Origin of the sequence: Streptomyces luomodiensis (assembly GCF_031679605.1) — a bacterium.
GTDB classification, from domain to species: Bacteria; Actinomycetota; Actinomycetes; order Streptomycetales; family Streptomycetaceae; genus Streptomyces; species Streptomyces luomodiensis.
Map to the genome: position 1 here is coordinate 7,351,678 of NZ_CP117522.1, position 24,371 is coordinate 7,376,048.

24 protein-coding genes are annotated in these 24,371 nt (G+C 70.7%); 9 read left to right on the forward strand and 15 right to left on the reverse strand.

Going from position 1 to position 24,371, the window contains the following annotated elements; all coding sequences use genetic code 11:
* The first annotated feature begins 149 nt into the window (after positions 1 to 149).
* Positions 150 to 1,241: a CDP-alcohol phosphatidyltransferase family protein gene (locus tag PS467_RS31025; protein WP_311037975.1), complete on the forward strand. Its 1,092-nt coding sequence runs from the start codon at positions 150 to 152 to the stop codon at positions 1,239 to 1,241.
* A gap of 10 nt (positions 1,242 to 1,251) precedes the next feature.
* Here the strand turns inward: PS467_RS31025 and PS467_RS31030 are convergent, their stop codons facing one another.
* Complete coding sequence (locus tag PS467_RS31030; RefSeq protein WP_311037976.1) at positions 1,252 to 3,531, reverse strand: MMPL family transporter; 2,280 nt, start codon at positions 3,529 to 3,531, stop codon at positions 1,252 to 1,254.
* Positions 3,532 to 3,910: 379 nt separating this feature from the next.
* Here PS467_RS31030 and PS467_RS31035 point away from each other — a divergent pair, with 379 nt between their 5' ends.
* The 3 genes from PS467_RS31035 (at position 3,911) to PS467_RS31045 (ending at position 7,573) form a co-directional block, all read left to right on the forward strand.
* Positions 3,911 to 5,128, forward strand: coding sequence for a S8 family peptidase (locus tag PS467_RS31035; RefSeq protein WP_311037977.1), 1,218 nt, complete (start codon positions 3,911 to 3,913; stop codon positions 5,126 to 5,128).
* Between the two features lie 303 nt (positions 5,129 to 5,431).
* The gene (locus tag PS467_RS31040; RefSeq protein ID WP_311040008.1) at positions 5,432 to 6,370 is read left to right on the forward strand and encodes an STM4015 family protein; all 939 of its coding nucleotides are present in this window, start codon (positions 5,432 to 5,434) and stop codon (positions 6,368 to 6,370) included.
* 63 nt (positions 6,371 to 6,433) lie between these two features.
* A complete protein-coding gene (locus PS467_RS31045; RefSeq protein WP_311037978.1) occupies positions 6,434 to 7,573 on the forward strand; it encodes a wHTH domain-containing protein in 1,140 nt (379 codons plus the stop codon).
* A gap of 60 nt (positions 7,574 to 7,633) precedes the next feature.
* On the opposite strand, the gene PS467_RS31050 is transcribed toward PS467_RS31045, so the two are convergent.
* The 13 genes from PS467_RS31050 to PS467_RS31110 all read right to left on the reverse strand — a co-directional run bounded on the left by PS467_RS31050 (position 7,634) and on the right by PS467_RS31110 (position 19,036).
* Positions 7,634 to 8,269 carry a hypothetical protein gene (locus tag PS467_RS31050; protein ID WP_311037979.1) on the reverse strand — a complete coding sequence of 212 codons (636 nt, stop codon included), beginning with the start codon at positions 8,267 to 8,269 and terminating at the stop codon, positions 7,634 to 7,636.
* Positions 8,270 to 8,446: 177 nt separating this feature from the next.
* Complete coding sequence (locus PS467_RS31055) at positions 8,447 to 9,208, reverse strand: sirohydrochlorin chelatase (RefSeq protein ID WP_311037980.1); 762 nt, start codon at positions 9,206 to 9,208, stop codon at positions 8,447 to 8,449.
* Positions 9,209 to 9,307: 99 nt separating this feature from the next.
* Complete coding sequence (locus PS467_RS31060) at positions 9,308 to 10,315, reverse strand: ABC transporter permease (RefSeq protein WP_311037981.1); 1,008 nt, start codon at positions 10,313 to 10,315, stop codon at positions 9,308 to 9,310.
* On the reverse strand, positions 10,302 to 11,123 hold the full coding sequence (locus tag PS467_RS31065) for an ABC transporter ATP-binding protein (RefSeq protein WP_268974992.1): 822 nt from the start codon (positions 11,121 to 11,123) through the stop codon (positions 10,302 to 10,304). The genes PS467_RS31060 and PS467_RS31065 overlap by 14 nt, the downstream gene beginning before the upstream one ends.
* Before the next feature lie 50 nt (positions 11,124 to 11,173).
* Complete coding sequence (locus PS467_RS31070; RefSeq protein WP_311040009.1) at positions 11,174 to 12,235, reverse strand: aliphatic sulfonate ABC transporter substrate-binding protein; 1,062 nt, start codon at positions 12,233 to 12,235, stop codon at positions 11,174 to 11,176.
* A gap of 297 nt (positions 12,236 to 12,532) precedes the next feature.
* The gene (locus tag PS467_RS31075) at positions 12,533 to 13,900 is read right to left on the reverse strand and encodes a sulfate adenylyltransferase subunit 1 (protein ID WP_311037982.1); all 1,368 of its coding nucleotides are present in this window, start codon (positions 13,898 to 13,900) and stop codon (positions 12,533 to 12,535) included.
* 2 nt (positions 13,901 to 13,902) lie between these two features.
* On the reverse strand, positions 13,903 to 14,841 hold the full coding sequence (gene cysD / locus PS467_RS31080) for a sulfate adenylyltransferase subunit CysD (RefSeq protein WP_311037983.1): 939 nt from the start codon (positions 14,839 to 14,841) through the stop codon (positions 13,903 to 13,905).
* A gap of 124 nt (positions 14,842 to 14,965) precedes the next feature.
* Positions 14,966 to 15,556, reverse strand: coding sequence for an adenylyl-sulfate kinase (cysC, locus tag PS467_RS31085; protein WP_311037984.1), 591 nt, complete (start codon positions 15,554 to 15,556; stop codon positions 14,966 to 14,968).
* Positions 15,538 to 16,236, reverse strand: a complete 699-nt coding sequence (locus PS467_RS31090) for a phosphoadenylyl-sulfate reductase (protein ID WP_311037985.1) — start codon at positions 16,234 to 16,236, stop codon at positions 15,538 to 15,540. Before PS467_RS31090 ends, cysC begins: the two co-directional genes overlap by 19 nt.
* Complete coding sequence (locus PS467_RS31095) at positions 16,233 to 16,418, reverse strand: hypothetical protein (protein ID WP_268974997.1); 186 nt, start codon at positions 16,416 to 16,418, stop codon at positions 16,233 to 16,235. The genes PS467_RS31090 and PS467_RS31095 overlap by 4 nt, the downstream gene beginning before the upstream one ends.
* Positions 16,415 to 18,109 (reverse strand): nitrite/sulfite reductase, encoded by a 1,695-nt coding sequence (locus PS467_RS31100; protein WP_311037986.1) that lies wholly within the window; start codon positions 18,107 to 18,109, stop codon positions 16,415 to 16,417. The genes PS467_RS31095 and PS467_RS31100 overlap by 4 nt, the downstream gene beginning before the upstream one ends.
* A gap of 217 nt (positions 18,110 to 18,326) precedes the next feature.
* Entirely contained in the window at positions 18,327 to 18,410 is an 84-nt protein-coding gene (locus PS467_RS31105) for a putative leader peptide (RefSeq protein ID WP_309471194.1), read from the reverse strand.
* 92 nt (positions 18,411 to 18,502) lie between these two features.
* Entirely contained in the window at positions 18,503 to 19,036 is a 534-nt protein-coding gene (locus PS467_RS31110) for a GNAT family N-acetyltransferase (protein ID WP_311037987.1), read from the reverse strand.
* A gap of 15 nt (positions 19,037 to 19,051) precedes the next feature.
* Here PS467_RS31110 and PS467_RS31115 point away from each other — a divergent pair, with 15 nt between their 5' ends.
* The 3 genes from PS467_RS31115 (at position 19,052) to PS467_RS31125 (ending at position 22,548) form a co-directional block, all read left to right on the forward strand.
* The gene (locus PS467_RS31115; protein WP_311037988.1) at positions 19,052 to 20,272 is read left to right on the forward strand and encodes a helix-turn-helix domain-containing protein; all 1,221 of its coding nucleotides are present in this window, start codon (positions 19,052 to 19,054) and stop codon (positions 20,270 to 20,272) included.
* A gap of 192 nt (positions 20,273 to 20,464) precedes the next feature.
* Positions 20,465 to 21,019 carry a hypothetical protein gene (locus PS467_RS31120; protein WP_311037989.1) on the forward strand — a complete coding sequence of 185 codons (555 nt, stop codon included), beginning with the start codon at positions 20,465 to 20,467 and terminating at the stop codon, positions 21,017 to 21,019.
* A 188-nt stretch (positions 21,020 to 21,207) separates the two neighbouring features.
* Positions 21,208 to 22,548 (forward strand): YihY/virulence factor BrkB family protein, encoded by a 1,341-nt coding sequence (locus tag PS467_RS31125; RefSeq protein ID WP_311037990.1) that lies wholly within the window; start codon positions 21,208 to 21,210, stop codon positions 22,546 to 22,548.
* Between the two features lie 225 nt (positions 22,549 to 22,773).
* On the opposite strand, the gene PS467_RS31130 is transcribed toward PS467_RS31125, so the two are convergent.
* Complete coding sequence (locus PS467_RS31130; RefSeq protein WP_311037991.1) at positions 22,774 to 23,712, reverse strand: alpha/beta hydrolase; 939 nt, start codon at positions 23,710 to 23,712, stop codon at positions 22,774 to 22,776.
* Here PS467_RS31130 and PS467_RS31135 point away from each other — a divergent pair.
* On the forward strand, positions 23,711 to 23,839 hold the full coding sequence (locus tag PS467_RS31135) for a hypothetical protein (protein WP_311037992.1): 129 nt from the start codon (positions 23,711 to 23,713) through the stop codon (positions 23,837 to 23,839). The genes PS467_RS31130 and PS467_RS31135 overlap by 2 nt on opposite strands.
* 69 nt (positions 23,840 to 23,908) lie before the next feature.
* Positions 23,909 to 24,319, forward strand: a complete 411-nt coding sequence (locus PS467_RS31140) for a MerR family transcriptional regulator (protein ID WP_311037993.1) — start codon at positions 23,909 to 23,911, stop codon at positions 24,317 to 24,319.
* The last annotated feature ends 52 nt before the right edge of the window (positions 24,320 to 24,371 follow it).

Sequence of the window (24,371 nt, forward strand, 5' to 3'; positions counted from 1 at the left end):
CCGTCCCGTACACCTGACCGTGCCATCGACCCGGTCCCCCACGCAGACCGTTACCCCTCGGCAAAGGTTGTCCTCAACCGGCCTTGTCTCTTCTCTTACCCATTTCTTAGCTTCAGGTGAACTCTTTTCTAACGCCAGGAAGACTGACCATGCCCCGAGACATACCGCCGCTCGCCGAGGTCCGCAGGATCACCGAGAAGAAGCGAGACGCGTGGTGGACCGTCATGCTCGTGGATCCGGTGGCCACACCGCTGGTCCGCTGGATCGCGAAGTACACCCGGGCCACTCCCAACCAACTGACCTGGGGCGCCTTCCTGGTGGGCCTCGGCTCCGCCGCGTGCTTCGCGCAGGGCGACTGGGAATGGCTGCTGCTCGGGGCCCTGCTCTACCACGTGAGCTTCATCTTCGACTGCATGGACGGCAAGCTCGCCCGGCTGACCGGCGCCGGCTCGGTCTTCGGGGCGTGGCTGGACTTCGTCTTCGACCGGATCCGGGTGCTGGTCTGCGCGGTCGCCCTGATGGGCGGCCAGTACGCGCGCACGGACGACGTCCTGTATCTGTGGCTGGCGCTGGCCGTCGCCTCCCTGGACGCGCTGCGCTACATCGACTCGCTGGAGATCTTCAAGATCCGGCACGGGATGCGCAAGGAGATCAAGGCCCGGATGCGCGCGGCCCGCAAGGCCGACAATCAGGCCGAGCTGGCGTTCATGGAGGACCTGCTGCGGGAGAACCCCGAGGCCGATCTGGAGACCGACCCGGCCACGGTGGCCCCCCTGCAGCCGGTGGCGCCCGCGGAGGCCGCACGGGCCTTGGAGACCGCTCCGGCCGTGGAGACCGCACCGGCCCTGGCGGCCGCACCGGCACCGGGTACGGCGGCCGCGGCCGTCGCCGAGACCGCCGCCGCAGCCGGTACCGCCCGAGCGGCGGTACCGGCCCCGCGCCGCCCCGCGGTCGTCGATCTGCACCAGGAGTTCCGGCGCCGCTTCCCCTGGTGGGTCCGGTGCCGGAACTTCCTGCTGCGCCACCGCATCCGGGCCCATCTCATCAGCGGTATCGAGTTCCAGATGGGCGTGTTCATCATCGGACCGGCCATCGACGGGGTGGTGGCGACGACCGTCGTGTCGGGTGCGCTGCTGCTCGTCTTCGAGCTGGCCATCATCTACAAGCTGCTGCTGTCCACCCGGGACTTCACCCGCACCATCAACTCCTTCGAGACGGCCACCGCCCCGCGCAACTCCTGAGGAGCAAAGGTCAGACCCTGGCGTGCCGGGGCCGGTCGTCCGCGTCCGGCGCCCAGGGAGCGCCCACCGGGACGGTGGGCCGCTGGGGCGGGGCGGGCTCGTCGTGGGTGAGGTCCGGAAGCCACCGCAGCCACTTCGGCAGGTACCAGTTGCGCTCGCCCAGCAGCGTCATCGCGGCCGGGAGCAGCACCCCGCGGATGACGGTGGCGTCGATGAGGACCGCGGCCGCCAGGCCCACGCCCATCTGCTTCATGGACTGCATCGACAGCGTCCCGAAGATGGCGAAGACCGCGACCATGATGACGGCGGCGCTGGTCACCACGCCCGCGGTGGTGACCACACCGTGCACCACCGCGTCCTTGGTGGTGCGGCCGGCCAGGCGCGCCTCGCGGATCCGGGAGACCACGAAGACGTGGTAGTCCATGCTCAGCCCGAACAGGATCACGAAGAGGAACAGCGGCAGCCAGGACACGATCGCGCCCACGCCCTCCGCGCCGACCAGCCCCGCGCCCCAGCCGTGCTGGAAGACGGCGGTGAGGATGCCGTACGCCGCGCCGACCGACAGCAGGTTGAGCACGATGGAGGTCACGGCGATGGTGAGCGACCGGAAGGACATCAGCATCAGCAGGAAGGCGAAGACCACCACGAAGGCGAAGACCGGGGTGATCGCCGAGCCGAGCTTGTCGTTGAAGTCCTTGGAGGAGGCGGTCGAGCCGCCGATGGGGGCCGCCACCCCGTCCACCGTGCCGAGCGTGGCCGGGCGCACCTCGTTCCGCAGCACGTTCAGGCTCCGCTCGGCCTTGTCCTCGTCCGAGCCGCCGATCAGCGGTACCTCGATCACGGCCAGGTTCTGCTTCCGGTGGAAGGTCACCTCGACCGGGCCCTCGGAGGCGCCCTTCGCCACGGCCTCGGCGCGGAAGCGGGCGATCGCGTCGCGCACCGGCGCGGCGTCGATGTCGTCCGCCGTCACCGCGACCCTGGCCGGGTCGGGCCCGCCCGGGAACGCCTCGTCGATGTGGTGGTACGCGACCACGACCGGCAGCCGGTCGCCGAACTCCTGGTCCAGGGTGAGGTTCGCGGTGTTCATCCCCACGGCGGGGACGGCCACCGCGATCAGCGCGCCACCCGCGAGGGCCAGCGACAGCTTGGGGCGGCGCAGCACCGGGCCGAGGACGGCGCGCCAGACGCGGCTCTCGCCGTTGCTCCGCCGCTTGGCGCGTGCCAGGAACGGCATCCGGCCCTTCTCCACCCGCTCACCGAGCAGCGAGAGCAGCGCGGGCAGCACCGTCACCGAGCCGACCATGGCCACGGCCACCACCATCAAGGTGGCCAGCCCCATCGCCTTGAACTCCGCGATACCGGTGAAGAGCATGCCCGCCATGGCCACGATCACCGTGACACCCGAGACCAGGATGGCGCGGCCGGAGGTGGCCGCCGCGATCCGCAGCGCGGTCCCCGCGTCCCGTCCGGCGGCGCGCTCCTCACGCTCCCGGCGCAGGTAGAACAGGCAGTAGTCGACCCCGACGGCCAGCCCCACCAGCAGCATCACCGAGTTGGCGGTGTCGCTCATGTGCACCCAGTGGCTGACCACCGCCACCAGGCCGGAGGTGGCCAGGAACGCGGTCATCGCGAGCGCCACCGGCAGCAGCGCGGCCACCAGCGCGCCGAAGGCGATCAGCAGAATGCCCAGGGCCACCGGCAGCGCGGAGTACTCGGCCTGGGTGAAGTCGTCACCGAACGCGTCGTCGAACGCCTTCTGGCCGCTGGCGTCGCCGAACTCCTCGATCCGCAGCGCCTGGTGACGGTCCTGCGCCTCGGCCACCGCGTCCAGGACCGGCTGGACGCGGTCCGCGGCCTGCTCCGGGTCGCCGCGCATCTCGAACCGCACCAGCGCCGAACGCCGGTCGGCGGAGAAGGCCTTGGTGGCGTACGGTGACTGGACGGCGGTCACCCGGCCGGTGTCGCGTACCCCGTCGAGCACCGCGTCGACCGCCTCGCGGAAGGCCGGGTCGTTCGCGGTGAGCCCGCCGTTCTTGGCCTGGATCAGCACGGTTTCCCCGGCTGCTTCGTCAATGCCCGCATCGTCGAGAATCTTCGAGACGCGCCCGGACTCGCCGGGAACCTGCTCGCTGTCCGCCACGTCCACCCGGCCCGCCATCGAGCCGACGGCCAGGGCGAGGACGACCAGCAGCACCCAGCCCCCGACTGCCGCCCACCGGTGACGGGCGCTCCAGCTACCCGCGCGGGCGGCTATTCCGCGCGGTCTGTCCCAGTGGCCTGTGTCCGCCACGACATCCCCTTATGCCCTGGTGGCAGACCCTCTCCGCCACCCCTGGACGACGCTAGGCCGCGGGGGCGGACCGCCCCATCATGCTTACCGGTGAACCTGACGGGTGGTTGTCTCCCTCCCAAGAGGGGGGCCATCCCTACCATCCCCGATCCAAGCCCCTTACACCTAAGGGGGCTTGACCTGGTGGTCGGTGCGGACAACGTTGCCTATGTCACACCTGGGCCGGGATCTTGAATTGACCCGTACTCATCAGTCAGGGTTTTTGTCAGAACCTGAGTGGCCCCAACACACAACGGTTCTTCCGCACTTACGGGAACGGCATCCGCTTGCGCTCCCGCGCGGACTACCCCCCACAACCGCACGAGGAGGAACCCTCGTCATGGCAGTTCACAAGCAGCGCAACGCGCGTCGACTCGGTCTGGCCGTGGCCGCCGCCACCGCCGTCACCGCCGGTGTCTTCGTGGCCGTTCCGGCCGGCGCCGCCACCGCACCCGCCGAGGGCAAGGTCTACGGCACCCAGGCGGCAAACGCCGTGGACGGCAGCTACATCGTCATGCTCAAGGGCGACAAGAGCGTCAAGGCCGCCGAGCAGGGCAAGGACCTCGCCGAGCAGTACGGCGGGAAGCTGCGCCGCACCTACGACTCCGCGATCAACGGCTTCTCGGCCAGCGGGCTGACCGAAACCGAGGCCAAGCGGCTGGCCGCCGACCCGTCGGTGGCCAAGGTGGTCCAGAACCACCGGTACACCATCAAGGGCACCCAGGAGAACCCGCCCTCGTGGGGCCTGGACCGGATCGACCAGGAAGACACCCAGGGCGACGACGCGTACAACTACCCCGACAGCGCGGGTGAGGGCGTCACCGCCTACGTCATCGACACCGGCGTCCGCAGCAGCCACAAGGACTTCGAGGGCCGGGCCACCTCCGGCTTCGACGCGGTCGACAACGACGACGACGCCGACGACGGCAACGGCCACGGCACCCACGTGGCGGGCACCATCGCCGGTGCCGAGCACGGCGTGGCCAAGAAGGCCAACATCGTCGCGGTGCGGGTCCTGGACGACCAGGGTTCGGGCACCACCGAGCAGGTCGTCGCGGGCATCGACTGGGTCACCGAGAACCACCAGGGCCCGTCCGTCGCCAACATGAGCCTGGGCGGCAGCCCCGACGAGGCCCTCGACGCGGCCGTGCAGAAGGCCATCGACTCCGGTGTCACCTTCGCCGTCGCGGCGGGCAACGAGTCCAGCGACGCCAGCCAGAGCTCCCCCGCACGGGTGGAGGACGCGATCACGGTCGCCTCCAGCACCGACCAGGACGAGCAGTCCGACTTCTCCAACTACGGCTCGGTCGTGGACATCTACGCCCCCGGCTCGGACATCACCTCCGACTGGAACACCGGCGACGACGCGACCAACACCATCTCCGGTACGTCGATGGCCACCCCGCACGTCGTGGGCGCCGCCGCCGTCTACCTCAGCGGCCACCAGGACGCCAAGCCGGCCGACGTGGCGCAGGCGCTGACGGACGGCGCGACCGCCGACAAGATCTCCAACCCGGGCGAGGGCACGCCGAACAAGCTGCTGAAGATCGTCGAGTAGGACCTACGGGGACCTGTACGGACCTGTACGGGTGAGGTGATCATCCCAGGGGCGCAGCCGGGTGCGGAGAGCACCCGGCTGCGCCCCTGGGCCCGTTGAGCCGCGATGCCACGCTGACAGCTCTTCCCGGGCATCCGCCCGCGCCCCCTGTGGACGAGGCACAACGGCGCCCTACGAGCGCCTGATCCGCGCGGTGCACGTGGCGGCGACGGCGGTGGCCCGCCAGGCCCGCTGTCGGAGGCCGCTGATAGAACATGTCGCACTGCTGTTGGACATGGATCTTGGAGCCTCGTCTTGTCGTACGTGCACCACGTCGAGAACTTCTACGGATTAACGGTACTGACCGTTCCGCCGTACACCCCCGCCACGCTGCTGCCCGACGCCGCTTCCGTGGCGTGGCGCCTTCAGTCCGGGCTGTACTCCACCGACGAGGACGCCGATGTCTGCTGGGAGCGCTTCACCAGCACGGTGGAGCTGGAGAAGGTGCGGGCGCTGGTCCTCGGCTACGGCATGGACAGGGTGTCCAGGCTCACCGACCTGAGCGACCGGCTGACCGGTCTCGAAGCGGTCTTCCTGGGCGACATCGAGGACGAGGAGGAGATGATCTCCTCGATCGAACAGTCCGATGTCGCCCCGCTCCTGGAGGCGTTCCCGGGTCTGCGGGAGCTCGTCGTCCGCGGCGGGAGCGGGCTGGAGTTCCCCGTGGCGGGTCACGCGGGGCTGAGGTCGCTGCGGATCGAGTCCGGCGGACTGCCTCCCGAGGCGGCGGAGAGCATCGCCGCGGCCGACCTGCCCGCGCTGGAGCGGCTGGAGCTGTGGCTGGGCGACGACTGGTACGGGGGCGGCACCACCGTCGAGCAGCTCGCCCCGCTCCTCGCGGGTGCGCGCAAGCCCGCGCTGCGCCACCTGGGGTTGCAGAACAGCCCCATCCAGGACGAGCTGGCCGCCGCGGTGGCCTCCGCGGCGGTCGTGCCCCAGCTCACCTCGTTGAGCCTGGCCATGGGCACGCTCTCCGACAAGGGCGCCGAGGCGCTGCTGCACGGGCAGCCGCTCACTCACCTCAAGGAGCTCGACCTTTCGCACCACTACCTCAGCGACGAGATGATGCTGCGGATATGGACGACGCTGGAGCCCGCGGGGGTCCGGGTGAACCTGCGCGGGAAGCGGGAGCCGGACGAGGAGTGGGAGGACGACGAGGAGGAGGACGGGGCGAGCGGCCGCTATATCGCGGTGGCCGAATGACCCTCCGGTCCGGCACCGACCCCACTCGTCACTCGCACGCTCACCGCTCCTGAAAGGCCCACCATGTCGAACACCCCCGCATCCCAGGACCCGGAGGACCGGTTCATCCGTCTGCGCCTGGGCTACCACACCTCCCTGCTGCGGCCCGGTGAGCAGGTGCCCTTCGGCCACGTGCTGTTCGCCGCGGTCACGGTGGGGTGCGCCCCCGCCGACGTCGTGTCACGGCTGACCGCACTCGGCTACACCGACATCGAGCTGCCCGATATCCCGCTGCCACCCACGGTGACCCGGCAGGACGCCCTGCTGCTCAAGGCGGACACGTACAACCTCTCCTGGATCAAGCTCGACGAGCCCGTCTCGCTGCGGAACCTGGTCGTCTCGGCGGGGGAGCAGGGGCTGAGCCCCGCCGAGGCCGCCCGGCGGCTGACCGCCTTCGGCTACACGGTCCCGGCCGGCCACCCGCTGCCCGAGACCCCGGACAGCCGGGACATCGTGCTGATCCGCACCGACCCCAAGGGCAATGGCACGTTCCTGGACTGGGACGCGGAGGCGAGCCCCCGGCACGTGTTCCGCGTGGCCCGTGAGCTGCTGTGCAATCCGCACACCGTCGCCACGCGCCTGCTCGCCCTCGGCGTCCGGCTGCCGTACACCCCCGAACCCGAGGACGAGCTGCTCCTCGCGGACAGCGGCGTCCACCTCGGACACGTGGTCACCGTCGCGCGCGAGACCGGCCGTACCCCGGCGGACATCATCGCCCGCCTGACGGAGCTGGGCGCCGACCGTCCGGGCACCGTGCCGGACTCCCTGGAGGCGGACGATCTGCGCCTCATCAGCGAGGAACTCGACGGCCGACGGCCCTGGCTGAAGGTGAACAACGTCGTGGGGGTGCAGCTGCGACACGTCCTGCGCGCGGCCCTCGCCATGGGCCGGACCCCCGCCGACACCGCGGCGCGCCTGGCCGAGCTGGGCCATTGGCTGCATGAGAACGCCAAGCTGCCACAGGTGGCGGATCCGGAGGACATCCGGCTCCTGGAAACGGTCGACCGCTCCTTCCTGGATGGCGTCCACCTCGAACATGTGCTGCACAGCGCGAGCCTGACCGGACGAAGCCCGGCGGACGTCGCGTCGCGACTGGCCGAACTGGGCTACCGGCTGCCCGACGAGGTGGACTACCCCGAGGTGTGCGGCGCGTCGCACGGGTGAGGAAGTCACGGCGGCGGTGGAGCCGCCCGAGGTGGCTCCACCGCGCAGATGGGCAGGCGTTCACTCGTGGGCGCTGATCACACCGCCGGCGCTGAGCACGATGTACACGCCGTTGGCGTCGAGCCCGGTGTCATGCTCGTTCGTCTCCATCGTGGCGGCCACCCCGTCGTGGCCGATGATCTGCGCCCGGTACTGGAGTTCGCCGATTTTCGTGACCTTGGCCGTCCAGCCGCCCGCGAGCTTGAACGTGCCCGGTCCCTGGTGGCCGCCGCCCATCCAGGAGTGGACCTCGCCGCCCGCCGTGAGCACGACGAACATGTCGTTGGCGTCGAGCCCGGCGTCGTGCTCGTTCGCCTCCAGCGTGGCCAGGACGTCACCATCGTTGACGATCTTGAGACGGTAGTGCAGGTCGCCGAGCTCGTAGATCTCGGCCGTGCTGCCGTCCGCCAGGGTTTCGGTGCGGGACGGGGACGCCGCCTTGTCCGCGGCGCCCGCCTTGGTGTCGACCTTGGCATCGGAACCCTGCGCTCCGGCGGAGGAGCCCGCGCTGCTGGACGCGGCGGTGGCCGCGGACTTCGAGCTGGTGTCGTCCGAGCCGGAGCAGGCGGTCAGGGAGAGGCCGGCGGCTGCGATCAGGGCCGCGGCGGCAACGCGCAGGGTGCGGCGACGAGCGGTGCGGACGGTGCTGGAGCTCATTTCGGTTCCCCCCAGGGGCGGTTGGTGTCGTGTGCTTCTCGGTACGTCACCCACTCTGCCGGGAGTCCCTACCGCAGGACTGCCGCTCCGCTAACACCTGGCTAACGCGGGTGTGAGCAGGGGAAGGCGCAGGTCGCCGGGTGGACCGGCCGACGGCCTCGGCGTCCGGTCAGGCGGTCATGCGGTCAGCGGCACCGGGACCGTGCGGCGGGCCTCGTCGTAGCGGTGCAGCAGGAGGCGGGCCAGTTCCGGGGCCGGGCCCAGGACGTCGGACAGGATGTCCGCGCCCGCGGCCTCGGCGCCCCGGGCGATGCGGTCGGGGAGGCGGCCGGGGGCGATGACGTAGGGGGCCACGGCCACCCGGGCGACGCCCTCCGCGCGCAGGGCGCGGACGGCGTCCTCGGTGCGGGGAAGTGAGGCGGAGGCGAACGCGGGTCGCACGGCGCACCAACCGGTGTGCCGCCACTCCCGCGCGATTTCAGCGATCACCGCGATCGCCTCCGGGTCGGTGGAGCCCGCCGCGGCCAGGACGACCCCGGTCGAGCGGCGGTCGGCGGGGCGCAGCCCCGCTTCGTACAGGCGGCGTTCCAGGGCGTCCACGAGCAGCGGGGACGGGCCCAGGACCGCGGCCTGGCGGACGGACAGCCGGGGGTGGCGGGCCGTGGCCTCGCGCAGTACCGCCGGGATGTCGGACTTCGCGTGGAAGGCGCGGGTCAGCAGCAGGGGGAGGGCGATCACCTGGTCCCCCGCGTCCGCGCCTCGCTCCGCGAGGCGGGCGAGGACCTGGCTCACGCGCGGTGCGTTGAACTCCAGGAACGCCGCTTCCACCCGCAGCCCCGGCCGCAGCGACCGCACCCGCGCGCGCAGCGCGTCGACGGTCGCCGCATGGCGCGGGTCGCGGCTGCCGTGGGCGACGATCAGCAGGGTCGGGGCAGACATCGTGGCTTTCTCTGGCTCTCCGTGGTCTTCGGTGGCTTCGGTGGCTTCGGTGGCTTCCGTGGCTGCCGTGGTTCTTGGTGGTTCTCGGCGGTTTTCCGGTCAGCGGGCGCTCGCCAGCAGGCCGCGGCTGCGCAGCACCCGACGCTCGATCGGGGCGAAGATCAGCAGCTCGATGGCGATGCCGACGACGAGGATCAGCAGGATGCCCAGCAGCACACCGGGCATGTCGGAGTTGTTGCGCTGGTTCTCCAGGTACTGGCCGAGCCCCAGGCCCAGGTCCGGGGACTTGGCGATGATCTCGGCGGCCATCAGCGAGCGCCAGGAGAAGGCCCAGCCCTGCTTGAGCCCGGCGACGTAACCGGGCAGCGCGGCGGGCAGCAGGATGTGCCGGGCGCTGACCAGACCGCGGGCGCCGAGGGTGCGGCCGGCCCGCAGGAAGATCGGGGGGACCTGGTCGATGCCGGCGACCAGCCCGTTGGCGATGGAGGGGACCGCGCCCAGCAGGATGACGGTGTACATCATCTGGTCGTTCAGGCCCAGCCAGATCACCGCGGGCGGCACCCAGGCGACCGAGGGCAGCGACTGGAGTCCGGACAGGATCGGGCCGATGCCGGCGCGGATGAACTTCACCCGGGCGACGATCAGACCCAGCGGGGTCGCGATCGCCAGCGCGATGAGGAAGCCGAACAGGCCGCGCGAGACGCTGGTCCAGATGATGTCGAACAGCTCGCCCTGGAGCCACAGCCGGCGCAGCGAGTCCCACACGAGCTTGGGGTCGGGGAGCTTGTAGTCGTCGGTGACCTTCGCGAGGACGAGCACCTTCCACAGGGCCAGTACGACGAGCACGGCCACGATGGGCGGCAGCACCTTCTGGACCAGCACCTCGACCGGTGAGACACGCTTGGTCTGCACCGTGTCCAGGGCGTCCAGACCGGCCTCCAGGCCCGCCAGGTCCTGGGCGGTGGAGGTGCCGACGGGCTTCTCGGCCGATTTCCCTGCGTTCCCGGTGTTCTCGGCGTTCTCGGCGTTCTCCGTGGCCTCGGCGGCCTCGGTGTTCTCGGCGGCTTCGTCGACCCCGCCGCCGCGGGTGGTCTTACTGCTGGCCATGGCGGCGGATCTCCCCACGCAGTTCTTCGGTGATCTCAACGGACAGGTCGGCGACGTCCGAGTCCTCGATACGGCGCGGCTGCGGGATGTCCACCGTCCATTCGCGGACGACCCGCCCCGGCCGGGAGGACAGCAGCACCACACGCTCGGCCAGCCGCACGGCCTCGCGGACGTTGTGGGTCACGAACAGCACCGAGACGCCCGTCTCGCTCCAGATCCGGGTCAGCTCCTCGTGCAGCACATCGCGGGTGATGGCGTCGAGCGCGGCGAACGGCTCGTCCATCAGCAGCACGCTGGAGTCCTGCGCCAGCGCGCGGGCCAGCGCCACGCGCTGCCGCATACCGCCGGACAGCTCGTGCACCCGCTTGCCGTAGGCGCCACCGAGCCGCACCAGCTCCAGCAGCCGCTCGGCCTGCGGCCTGCGGTCGGCGCGCGGCACACCGCGCAGCCGCAGCGCCAGTTCGATGTTCTTCCCCGCGGTCAGCCACGGGAACAAGGCGTGCTCCTGGAACATCAGGGCCGGCCGGCCGGGGACCTCGATGGTCCCGGCCGACGGCTTGTCCAGGTCGGCGATCAGATTGAGCAGGGTCGACTTACCGCAGCCGGAAGCCCCCAGCAGACAGACGAACTCGCCCGGCCGCACATGGAGGTTGATGTCCTCGAGCACCGGCTGGGCGGTCCCGGGACGGCCGAACGACTTGTGGACGTGGTCGATCGAGACGGATCCGGCGCGGCCGGAGGGGGCGGGCGAGCCCGCCGCCGCGGCGCCCGTCCGGTCGTCCTTCTCGGTGGTCAGTGCCGGGGACATCCGGTCACCTCCTGATGGATGCGTACCTGGGTACGGGGACGGACGGTCGGCTACTGGGTGCCGAGACCGGCGGCGGAGACCGTCGGCTTGCCCTCGGCCTTGAGGACCTTGTTCAGCGGGGCCAGGTCGTAGATGCCCTTGAGGTCGGGCTTCTCCAGCAGCCCCGCCTTGACCGCGTGGTCCGCCTCGGTGTTCAGCGTGGCGGCCAGGGGGTCGTCGGTGACCTGGACCGACTTCCACGCCGGGTCCATCACCTCGTCGGGCAGTGCCTTGCCGGTCTCCGCCTTGAGCGTCGCGTTGGCCGCGTCCTTCGCCTGCTCGGGGTTGGCCTTGATCCAGGCGTTGGTCTTCACCGAGCCGCGCAGTACGGCCTCGACGACCTTCGGGTGCTCCTTCAGGAACGACTGCCGGACGATCACATTCGTGATCACGAACTTGTTGTCCGGCCACAGCGAGGACTCGTCCAGCAGCACCTTGCCGCCCTCGGCGACCAGCTTGGACGCGGTCGGCTCGGGCACCCACGCGCCGTCGATGGCGCCGGACTTGTACGCGTCGGGGGTGACCTTGTTGTCGGAGCGGACCACCGACACATCGCCCTTGCCGCTCTGCGCGTCGACCTTCCAGCCCTTGCTCGCGATCCAGTTGAGGAACGCCACGTCCTGGGTGTTGCCCAGCTGCGGGGTGGCGATCTTCTTGCCCTTGACGTCGTCGAGCGTCTTGATCTTCTTGGGGTTGACCACGAGCTTGACGCCGCCGGAGACCGATCCGGAGATGATCTTGAGGTTCTTGCCGTGCGACTTCACATAGCCGTTGATGGCCGGTGACGGGCCGATCCAGCCGATGTCGATGGAGCCCGAGTTGAGCGCCTCGATCTCGGACGGCCCGGCGTTGAAGACGAACGGCGAGACCTTCGTGCCCTTCAGCTCCTGCTGGATCTGGCCGCCCTTGCGCAGGCCCACCAGCGCGGTGGCATGGGTGACATTGGCGAAGTAGCCGATCTTCACCTTGTCCAGGCCGTCGATCTTCTCGCCGCCGGCCGCGGGCAGCGCCGAGGACCCCTGGTCGTCGCTGTCCTTCTGCGAGCCGTAGCCGCAGGCGCCCAGCGCGCCCATCAGCAGGGGAAGGACGGCCGCCGCGGCCAGGAACCTGGTGCGGTGGCGGGGACGCTCGGCTGGTCGTACGAAGGCAGGGCGGTGGGCAGACGACACGGGGGTGTTCCTCTCGACGGGCCGGGACGGCGTCAGAGGACGCCCGGCAGGTCAGACGGGATGCGACGGCGGTGGTGGACAGGAGCGGACGGCGGCGTCAGCACGCACATCGTCCGACCCCGCCCTGGCCGCTGCCGAGCGCGCCGCTGCCCACCCGGCCGCCCTCCTTGGCGAACGTCGAGAACACCTCACCGGCCATGGTCAGAAGTCCCATCCCTCGTCGTCCCGCGCGGACTCGGCACCCTGGGCCGACGCCGCGAAGGAGTCACCCGCCATCCCGGCGGTCAGCGTGGTGCCGTCGGCCGGGTCGATCAGCAGGAAGGAACCGGTGCGCCGCGACGCGTCGTACGCGTCCAGCGCCAGCGGCTCGGACGTACGGAGCACGACCCGGCCGATGTCATTGGCGGCCAGCTCACCCGGCGCCGGGTGCTGCGACAGATCGGCCAGCGTCAGCCGGGACGGGATGTCCTTGACGATCGCCTTCACCGTGCGGGTGGTGTGCTTGAGCAGCACCCGGTCGCCCACGCGCAGCGGACGGTCGTGCAGATGGCACACGGTGGCCTCGACGTCCTGGGTGGTCTGCGGGACGTGGTCGCTCGGCGCGATCAGATCGCCGCGCGAGATGTCCAGGTCGTCGGCGAGCGTGACGGTCACCGACTGCGAGGCCCACGCCACGTCCACCAGCGTGCCCAGCGCGTCGATCCCGGTGATGGTGCTGGTCCGGCCGGACGGCAGCACGGTGACGGCGTCGCCGACGCGCAGCACACCGGAGGCGATCTGGCCGGCGTAGCCGCGGTAGTCGGGGTGTTCGGCGGTCTGCGGACGGATCACGTACTGCACCGGGAAACGCGCCGGGTCCTGGGACGGGTCGGTGCCCACCGGCACGGTCTCCAGGTGCTCCAGCACGGTCGGGCCGCCGTACCAGTCCATGTTGGCCGACGGGGTCACCACGTTGTCCCCGGCGAGCGCCGAGATCGGGATGGCGGTGATCTCCGGCACGCCCAGCGAGGCCGCGTAGGTGGTGAACTCCTCGGCGATGGCCGCGAAGACCGGCTCCGCGTACTCCACCAGGTCCATCTTGTTGACGGCGAGGACCACATGCGGCACCCGCAGCAGGGCGGCGACCGCGGCGTGCCTGCGGGTCTGCTCGACCACGCCGTTGCGGGCGTCTACCAGCACCACGGCGAGCTCGGCGGTGGAGGCGCCGGTGACCATGTTCCGGGTGTACTGCACATGGCCAGGGGTGTCGGCGAGGATGAACCGCCGCTTCGGGGTGGCGAAGTAGCGGTACGCGACATCGATGGTGATGCCCTGCTCCCGCTCCGCGCGCAGTCCGTCCGTCAGCAGCGCCAGGTCCGGGGCCTCCTGGCCACGGCTGCGCGAGGCGTGCTCCACGGCCTCCAGCTGATCGGCCAGTACCGACTTGGAGTCGTGCAGCAGCCGCCCGACCAGGGTGGACTTGCCGTCGTCCACCGAGCCGGCGGTGGCGAAGCGCAGCTGCGAGGTGGCGGCGGACCGCTCGACGGCGGCCGCGGCGGCCTGCTCCCCGGACGTCAGATTGCTCGTCATGGTTAGAAGTACCCCTCGCGCTTGCGGTCCTCCATCGCGGCCTCCGACAGCTTGTCGTCGGCGCGGGTCGCACCCCGCTCGGTCAGTCTGGAGGCGGCTATCTCATCGATGACCTGCTCGATGGTCACCGCGTCCGACTCGACGGCACCCGTGCAGGACATGTCGCCCACGGTGCGGTAGCGCACCATGCGCCGCTCCACGGTCTCGCCGTCCTTCGGGCCGCCCCACTCACCGGGCGCCAGCCACATGCCACCGCGCCGGAAGACCTCGCGCTCATGCGCGTAGTAGATCTCCGGGAGGTCGATCTTCTCCCGGGCGATGTACTGCCACACGTCCAGCTCGGTCCAGTTCGACAGCGGGAAGACCCGTACGTGTTCGCCGGGGGAGTGGCGGCCGTTGTAGAGCTGCCACAGCTCGGGGCGCTGCCGGCGCGGGTCCCAGCCGCCGAACTCGTCCCGCAGCGAGAACACCCGCTCCTTGGCGCGGGCCTTCTCCTCGTCCCGGCGGCCACCGCCGAAGACCGCGTCGAAGCGGTTCTTCTCGATGGCGTCCAGCAGCGGCACGGTCTGGAGCGGGTTGCGGGTGCCGTCCGGGCGCTCCCGCAGCCGGCCGTCGTCGATGAACTCCTGGACGGAGGCCACGTGCAGCCGCAGCCCGTGCCGGGCGACCGCGTTGTCCCGGTAGGCGATGACCTCGGGGAAGTTGTGTCCGGTGTCCACGTGCAGCAGCGAGAACGGCACCGCCGCCGGGGCGAACGCCTTGAGCGCGAGATGCAGCATGACGATGGAGTCCTTGCCGCCGGAGAACAGGATCACCGGCCGCTCGAACTCGCCCGCCACCTCACGGAAGATGTGCACCGCCTCGGACTCCAACGCGTCCAGGTGCGAGAGCGCGTACAGGCCCGCGCCCTCGTCCGCGTTGATCGCCGTCACGGTCGTCATGCCGCGCCCCTTTCGTTCGCTCGGCTGCGGTAGTGGCTTCCCGTTGCATCGGCGGCTCCGCCGTGGGCACCGCCGGACGCAGGGCGTCCGGGTGCGGGGAGCGTGGTGGCCGCGCGCGCGTGGCTCACAGCAGTCCCCTTTCACTCAACAGCAACCGCACCTCGGCCGCCGACTCCTGCACCCCGTTCTTGTGGGTTTCGATGCGCAGATCCGGGTCGGCAGGGGCCTCGTAGGGGTCGTCGACACCGGTCAGGCCCGAGATCTCGCCCGCGGCCTGCTTCGCGTACAGACCCTTCACATCCCGCTCCGAGCACACCTCGACCGGCGTGGCCACGTGCACCTCCAGATACGGAGTGCCCTCGCGCTGGTGGCGCTTGCGCACCGCCTCGCGGCTGTCCGCGTACGGGGCGATGACTGGTACCAGCACCGTGACCCCGTGCGAGGCGAGCAGCTCGGCGACGAAGCCGATCCGCTGGACGTTGGTGTGCCGGTCCTCGCGGGAGAAGCCGAGCCCCGCGGAGAGGAACTCGCGGATCTCGTCCCCGTCGAGCACCTCCACCCGGTGGCCCTCGCCGCGCAGCCGCTCGGCCAGCGCATAGGCGATCGTGGTCTTTCCCGCGCTCGGCAGACCGGTCAGCCACACCGTGGCGCCGGTGGTCGTGGGGGCGCTCATCTCGTTCTCCTGGTCGACAGCCATCAGCCGTGCAGCCCGCATTCGGTCTTGGTGCGTCCCGCCCAGCGGCCGGACCGGATGTCCTCGCCTTCCAGAACCCGGCGGGTGCAGGGGGCGCAGCCTATCGACGGATAGCCGTCCATCAGCAGGGGGTTGGTCAGCACACCGTGCTCGGCGATGTACGCGTCGACATCCGCCTGGGTCCAGCGGGCGATCGGCGAGATCTTCACCTTACGTCGCGCGGCGTCCCAGCCAACGACCGGGGTGTTGGCGCGCGTTGGGGATTCGTCCCGGCGCAGACCCGTCGCCCAGGCGTCGTACTCCCGCAGCCCCTCCTCGAGCGGCTGGACCTTGCGCAGGGCGCAGCACAGGTCGGGGTTGCGGTCGTGCAGCCTGGGGCCGTACTCGGCGTCCTGCTCGGCGACGGTCTGACGGGGTGTCAGCGTGATGACGTTGACGTCCATCACGGCTTCCACCGCGTCACGGGTGCCGATGGTCTCGGGGAAGTGGTAGCCGGTGTCGAGGAAAACCACGTCGACACCGGGGAAGGCGCGGGAGGCGAGATGCGCCACCACCGCGTCCTCCATCGAGGAGGTGACACAGAAACGCGATCCGAAGGTGTCCGCCGCCCAGCGCAGGATCTCCAGCGCGGGGGCGTCCTCGAGCTCGCGGCCCGCCTTCTCGGCGAGCTCCTCGAGATCGGTCTGCTCGAGCCGGGTCATATCGTCGTGCCCCCTTCATCGACCGTGTCGGGCCGCAGACCCTTGGCCAGCAGCCCGAGGAACGACAGGCGGAACGCGCGGTTGCAGGACGCGCATTCCCATGCGCCATGGCCCTCCTCCGAGGGCCGCAGGTCCTCGTCACCGCAGTAAGGGCAGTAGAACGGCGCGGCACGCTCGCTCATGTGAGGGCCTCCTCGGAGGCCCGGCCGGCCCACGTGGCGAAGCGCTCGCCGTCCTCGCGCTCCTCCTGGAAGCGGCGCAGCAGCCGCTCCACGTAGTCGGGGAGCTCGGCGGCGGTGACCTTCAGCCCGCGCACCTTGCGGCCGAAGCCCGGCTCCAGGCCCAGGGCGCCGCCCAGGTGCACCTGGTAGCCCTCCACCTGCTCGCCGTTCGCGTCCATGACCAGCTGGCCCTTGAGGCCGATGTCCGCGACCTGGATGCGGGCACACGCGTTCGGGCAGCCATTGAGGTTGATGGTGATCGGCTCGTCGAACTCGGGCAGCCGGCGCTCCAGTTCGTCGATGAGCCAGGAGCCGCGCCCCTTGGTCTCGACGATCGCCAGCTTGCAGAACTCGATACCGGTGCAGGCCATCGTGCCGCGCCGGAACGGGGACGGCGTGACCTGGAGGTCCAGCGCCTCCAACCCGGCGACCAGCGACTCCACCTGCTCCTCGGCCACATCGAGCACGATCATCTTCTGCTCGACGGTGGTGGTCAGCCGCCCGGAGCCATGTGCCTCGGCCAGGTCGGCGATCTTGGCGAGGGTCGCGCCGTCCACCCGGCCGACGCGCGGCGCGAAGCCCACGTAGTAGCGGCCGTCCTGCTGGCGGTGGACGCCCATGTGGTCACGCCACCGCTGGGCCGGCTGCTCGGGCGCCGGACCGTCGATCAGCGGGCGCTTCAGGTACTCGTCCTCCAGCACCTGGCGGAACTTCGCCGGGCCCCAGTCGGCGACCAGGAACTTCAGCCGGGCGCGGTTGCGCAGCCGCCGGTAGCCGTAGTCGCGGAAGATGGAGGCGACCCCGGCCCAGACGTCCGGGACCTCCTCCAGCGGGACCCAGGCTCCGAGCCGGACGCCGATCTTGGGGTTGGTGGACAGCCCGCCGCCGACCCACAGGTCGAAACCGGGACCGTGCTCGGGGTGGCGGACACCGACGAACGAGACGTCGTTGATCTCGTGCACCACGTCGAGCACCGGGGAACCGGAGATCGCGGTCTTGAACTTGCGCGGCAGGTTGGAGAACTCCTTGCTGCCGATGTAGCGGCGGTGGATCTCCTCGATCGCGGAGGTGCCGTCGATGATCTCGTCCTCGGCGATCCCGGCGACCGGCGAGCCGATGATCACGCGGGGGGTGTCACCGCACGCCTCCGTGGTGGACAGCCCGACGGCCTCCAGACGCCGCCAGATCTCGGGCACGTCCTCGATCCGGATCCAGTGGTACTGGATGTTCTGCCGGTCGGTGATGTCCGCGGTGCCGCGTGCGAACTCCTGCGAGATCTCCCCGATGACCCGCAGCTGCTCGGTGGTCAGCCGGCCGCCGTCCACCCGGACCCGCATCATGAAGTACTCGTCGTCCAGCTCCTCCGGCTCCAGGATCGCGGTCTTGCCGCCGTCGATCCCGGGCTTGCGCTGGGTGTAGAGGCCCCACCAGCGCATCCGGCCGCGCAGATCGGCGCCGTCGATGGAGTCGAAGCCGCGGTGGGCGTAGATCGTCTCAATGCGTGTCCGCACATTGAGACCGTCGTCGTCCTTCTTGGTCTGCTCGTTGCCGTTGAGGGGGGTGAAGTGCCCCGCGGCCCACTGGCCTTCGCCGCGGTGGCGTCCGGCCTTGCGGCGGGGCGTTGCGCTTGCGCGTTCCGGGGTGGCAGCCATGGCGGTGTGTGTCCTTCTGAGCGGCTCTGGTGCGGCGGATGGTACTCGCGCGCACCCTTTGACCTGCGCATACGCAGGCGGACAGGGGTGACGGCGATGACCGGTGCGAGGTGCGGCGGAAAGATGTGGAGGCGTGCGCGCTCGCCCACGTCGTCGGGGGCGGCGAAAGATGTGCGGTGGTGCTGACCGGGGTCTCGGGGCCCTGACGAGGTGCGGGTCAGCCCGCCGGACAGATCGCGCTGGACATGCGGCCGAGGTCGACGTGGCGTCGACTCACCAAGGCAATTCCAGCTCGAGACATGACGGAAGCGTCGCATGGTGGTCTCTGGCGAGTCCACCTTTATCCACTATGCGGACTAATATGTCTCAGCTAGTAAGACGTTGTGGTGTTGGTCACTCTTCGTCCGCCGTCTTGACGTCGAAGACGCGGAAACCCCGGCGGCGGTAGTTGTCCAGCGCGTACGGCCCGTCCTTGCTGCACGTGTGCACCCATACCCGCTTGGTCGGCACCCGGTCCGGCCACCGGTCGGCCATGTCCCAGGCGCGGGCGGTCCCCCAGCTCAGCAGATGCCCACCGATACCGCGGCCCCGGAAGGCCGGCACCAGCCCGAAGTAGGCGATCTCCACCACGCCCTCGTCCTGGCCCTCCAGCTCGATGTACCCGGCCGGGGTGCCGCGCTCGTACGCCACCCAGGTCTCCACACCGGGCCGGTGCAGATACCCCTCCCACGCCGCACGCGACCACACCAGCCGGTCGGTCCACGCCACGTCCGAGCCCACCGCCGTGTAGAGGAAGTGGCTGAACTCGGGGCTCGGCACCTCGGCCCGGACGATCCGCACCTCCGCCGCGGCGGGCGGCTCCTGCGCGGGGCTGAGATCCGAGGCGGCGGTCTGCTCCAGGTGCCAGGTGGTCACGGTGATGCTCATGGTGGACAGATAACCATGGACGCCGTTGACTCGCCGTTGACGGGTATCGACGCGGGGGGTGTTGCGGACGTGGCGGACGTGGGGGACGTGGCGAAGTTCGCGGAGCTGTTGCGCGAGCTCAAGGGGAGGACGGACCGCAGCTACGCGGCGCTGGCCGCCCGCAGCGGGGTGAGCGGCTCGGCCCTGCACCGCTACTGCTCGGGGGCGAGCGTGCCCGGCGACTACGAGGTGATCGCGCGGTTCGGCAAGGTGTGCGGGGCCGGCCGCGAGGAACTGCTGGAGCTGCACCGGCGCTGGGTCCTGGCCGACGCCGAGCGCAAACGGGCCGTCTCCCGCGCATCGACCGTCGTCTCCCGCGCCCCGGCCGCCGCCGTATCGGCCACCCCCGCCGTCTCACGGGCCGAGACGGACGGTGAGCCGGATACCGAGCCGGGGGTCGAGCCGGAGCCGGGGCCGGGCGGCGGGGCGGAACCGGAGCCGGTACCGGGGGCGGAGGCCGGGGCGGCCGCGCGGCCGCCGGCGCGGCGTCGGCCGCTGATCGCCGGGCTCCTCCTGACCGCGCTCACCGCCGCCGCGACGGCGGCCGTCCTGTTAGGGGACGCGCTGGGACTTGGGGGCGGCTCGGGCGGGTCCTCGGACGGCCGGCTGCTGCTGTCCTCCCGCTGTCCGGTCGTGGTGAGCATGGGGCAGTCGGACGCGTGTGTGCACGAGCTCCAGTCGCTGCTGGCCCGCGCCGGCGGCGAGCTCGACGTCGACGGGGCCTTCGGGCCGGTCACCCAGATGCGGGTCGTGGTGTTCCAGCTCCGCAGCGGGCTGACGCCGAACGGATCGGTGGACGAGCGGACGAAACGGGCGCTCTACGAGACCGAGGGCAAGCCGCTCGACACCTGGACGCCCGAGCGGGTCGCCCGGCGCATCCGCGAGGTCTTCACCGAGGACCCCGAACGCGCGGTCGGCATCGCCGACTGCGCCTCGTACCTCGACCCCCTCTACACCCTGCCCAACACCAACGCCACCCGGAACTGGGGCGTCTTCCAGCTGTACGACGGCACGCTGCGCACGCTCGACGGCACCCGTGAGCAGGCGCTGGACCCGGACTGGAACATCCGGGCGGCCCATCGGCTGTGGGCGCGAACCCATGACTTCAGCGCCTGGAAGTCCTGCGACCGCGCCTATCGCGCCGGAACGAAGGGGGCCGAGGGGACCAAGGGGGCCGAGGGGGCTAAGAGGCGCTGATCGTGGCTCGTCACGCTGCCGCCATCCCACCCGGCATCCCAGCGCCCGCCGTCCCCGCAGGTCGGGGGCGTGTTCCAATCCCGCTGTCCCCATTTCCCCGATGGACGGTCCACTCGACCTGAAGGGCTGGGATCGTGTTGCCGCCGTCCTCGACGGCCCACGGAACGGCAGACGGAGGAGACGAACACGACCATGGCTGTGACCAGCACCCGGACCAGACTCGGCGCGCTGCTCGGCGGCGCGGTCCTCGCGACCACCGGCGTTTTCACCGCCCACGGCGCGGTGGCCGCACCCAGCGTCCCCACGGCCGCCGACGCCCCTTCCGCCGTCGCGGTGACCAAGCTCAGCCACTCCGACGCGGCGAACCGGCTGCGCGCCGCCGGGATCTCCTGGACCTCCAGTGGGGGCTGCTCGGACCGCAACACCCCCACGTGCACCTCGTTCGAGCAGATCAACCTGACCACCGTGCAGGGTGCCATCACCCTGAAGCAGGCCAGCGGCTGCGCGCTCACCATCACCGGCGGCACGGAGACCGGGCACGCCTCCGGTACGTACAGCCACTGGAACGGCTACAAGCTCGACTTCAGCCCCACCAGTTGCCTCAGCAACTACATCACCGGCACCTTCAGCAACATCGGCCCGCGCCCCGGTGACGGCGCCCAGCAGTACAAGTCCGGCTCGGGCAACATCTACGCGCGCGAGAGCAACCACTGGGACGTGACCTACTACAACTGCGGAGGCTGCTGACCTCCGGCCGGCGCACCGCTGCAACGCGGCGCAACCTTTGCGCATGGCGGTATCCGGCTCGGACAGTGGGCCCGGCGGGCGGAGGGTGGTGCCGAGTCGGCGCGGCATCCCCTCCGCCGACGCCTTTTGCGGCGGTTCGGCCTGGTCACCGGGTGAGCGAGGGGGAGAACCCCCGATACGGTGAGAAGGTGCAGCCAGCAGATGAAACACCGAAGCCGCCCGGCCGGCTCCGCAAGGCCCGCGCCCTGTACCGCAACGTGTCCAAGCGCAGGATGGCCTGGCTGCTGCTGAAGGACACCGTCAACTCCTGTATGGAGTACCGGGTCACCGGGCTCGCCGCCGAGGCGGCCTTCTTCACCCTGCTGTCGCTGCCGCCACTGCTGCTCGCCCTGATCGGACTGCTCGGCTACTTCGACGCGTGGACGAGCACCGACACGGTGGCCACCATCCGGCAGAACATCCTCGACGCCTCCGCGACCGTGCTGTCCGACCGGGGCGTGCGGGAGATCGCCCGGCCGCTGCTGGACGATGTCATCGAGGGCGGCCGCCCCGATGTCATCTCGCTCGGCTTCGCCATCGCCCTGTGGTCCGGTTCGCGCGCGGTGAACGTGTTCGTGGACACCATCACCATCATGTACGGACTGGAGGGGCGGCGCGGGATCGTCAGGACCCGGCTGCTGTCGTTCCTGCTCTATCTGGTGGCGCTCGTGGCCGGGGCGGTGGCGCTGCCGCTGATGGTCATAGGGCCGGAGGCGGTGGTGAACCTGCTGCCGTCCAGCGGCGATCTCGTACCGGCCCTGTACTGGCCGGTGGTGCTGGTGTTGTCCGTCGCCTTCCTCACCACGCTCTACCACGTGTCCGTGCCGGTGCGCTCGCCGTGGCGCGAGGACATCCCCGGGGCACTGGTGGCCCTCGCGATGTGGGTGCTGGGCAGTTTCCTGCTGCGGATCTACCTGATCCATACGGTCGAGGGCCCGACGATCTACGGCTCGCTGGCCGCACCCGTCGCGGTGCTGCTGTGGATCGGGGTGTCCGCCTTCGCGGTGCTGGTCGGGGCGGCGGTCAACGCCGCGATCGACCGGGTCTGGCCGTCGGTGGCCACGGCCGCCGGGCGCGCGGAGGCCGTCGCCCGCGCCCGGGAGGAGGGGGCCCGGCTGCGGGCGAGGGATCAGCGCACGGCGGACGACGGCGCGGCGGAGATCACCCCGCCGTCGGAGTTCCCCGAGCGCTGGGCCCAGTTCCTGCCGCACGCGGACGTACGCTCCCGGCTGCACACCAAGCGCGAGACGGGGGAGAAGTCCACCGAGGCGTCCACCGGGGCGTCCGCCGGTAAGCCCTCGGGTAAGGCGTCCGGGCCGTCCGGGGAGCCCCGGACACCCCGGCAGGCACCGAGGCGCCCGGAGGTGCGGTCCGCGGCGGACGGCGCGGACGACACTCCCGCCACGGACACCCGCGCCACGGACACCCGCCGCACGGACCCCCGCGCCGCGGGCGGCACCGTGGCGGATGACGACCACTCGGTGCGCTGACCCCGAGGTCCCGTTCCGCGACGAGGCCCGTACGCGCGCCCGGGGGGGGAGGGTGCTGACGCGCTTCTCGTACTCGCGGCGGGCCTTGCGCTGGGCCGGGACCTGGCGTTGGTCGCGGCTCTGCCACACCCCGCATCCCGGCGGGAAACCTTCGGAGAACGCCCGTTCTTCGAAGATCGCCCACGGGCCGTGAGGCGGAGTGACCGGGATGCGTGGTGGGGTGCCTCAGCGCGCTCGCTCGTACTCCCGCGTGATGAAGGAGACGGCGTTGTCGAGGGCCTCGTCGGACTCGGCCATGTGGCCGGCCAGCAGGTGCCAGACGTGGAACATGTGGGGCCATACCTCAAGGGTGGTGCGGACGCGTTGTTCTGCGAGCCGTCCGGCGAGCGTGATGCCGCTGCTGAGCATCACTTCGTTCTCACCCATCTGGATCAAGGTCGGAGCCAGGCCGCGCACATCGGCGAAGACGGGCGAGGCGTCCGGATCGGTCGGCAGCGCGTTGCCCAGGAACGCGCGAGCGAGCTTCTCCAGGAATTCTCCGCTGGTCAATGGGTCGAGGCCGTTGCGGCTCTGGACCGAGGAGCCGGAGTGCGTCAGGTCGGCCCAGGGTGAGAGGGAGACGCCCGCCACGGGCAACGGCATGCCCGCGTCGCGTGCCTTGCGCATGACCGTGATCACCATCGCGCCCCCGGCGGAGTCACCCGAGATCGCGATCTTCTCAGGAGCGGTCCCCGCCGCGAGGAGCGCCCGGTAGGCGGTGAACACGTCGTCGATGGGGGTGGGGAAAGGATGCTCGGGTGCCTGGCGGTAGTCGGGCACAAATACCCGTGCCCGCAGGCGTTTGGCGTAGTGGCCGGTCAGTCCGACATAGGCCTCGACCGCCCCGTGTACGTAGCCTCCGCCGTGGATGTAGAGCAGTGTCCGGTCATCGGTCACTTCCTCCGGCACCACCAGCATGGCCGGCACGCCATCGAGCTCGGTCCTCTCGAAGGTCACGCCGTGCGGTGCCGGGAGGGCGGCGGCGAGTTCCTTGCCGTAGTTGTCCCGCACTTCCGCCCAGCTGAGGTCGCCTTCCCCCGCAAGCGCAGGAGCGATGCCGCCGGCCGCTTGCATCCAGCGTTCCAGCAGTGCTGCGGCCTCTGGTGTCAAGTTCATGGTGTTCATGTCTTTCGTCGATGCCACTGATTGCGCGGCCCCGGTGTGCCACACGGACGAGGTACATGCCCTGTGGGGGCACGCCGCCGAGACGGTTCCGGTGGACCTCGCCAACGTCGTCAGCGTCCACCCCTGACACTGATGTCAAGGTCAAACGGTGCAGGTCACAGCCTTCTGGAGGCTGCCTTGCCCTAAGATCGAGGGCATGCGCATCGGCGAGGCGGCGCAGCGCACGGGAACGACTCCGCGGCTGCTGCGGTACTACGAACAGCAGGGTCTGATCACGCCCGGTCGCTCCGAAAACGGCTACCGGGAGTACGACGAAAATGTCCTGGGGCGGATTGTGCAGATCCGAGACCTTCTGCAGGCCGGTCTGCCGACCCGCCTGATCCAGCGGGTCCTGCCGTGCATCTCCACCCCGCGCAGCACCATCCGCTTCTCCGGTCTGACACCGGAGATGGTCGCGCTCCTGGAAGCCGAGCAGGCCAGCCTCACGGCACGCATCGACTGTCTGACCCGCAACAGGGACGCGATAGCCGACTATCTCGCGGCCCTGCGCGAGACCAACGGGCAGCAGGAACACGCACCGGGCCGCACGGCGGATGACAGCGCTTGAACCCGCCGTGACCTGCACCGCTTGACCTTCACACCGGTGTCAGCCTCGGACA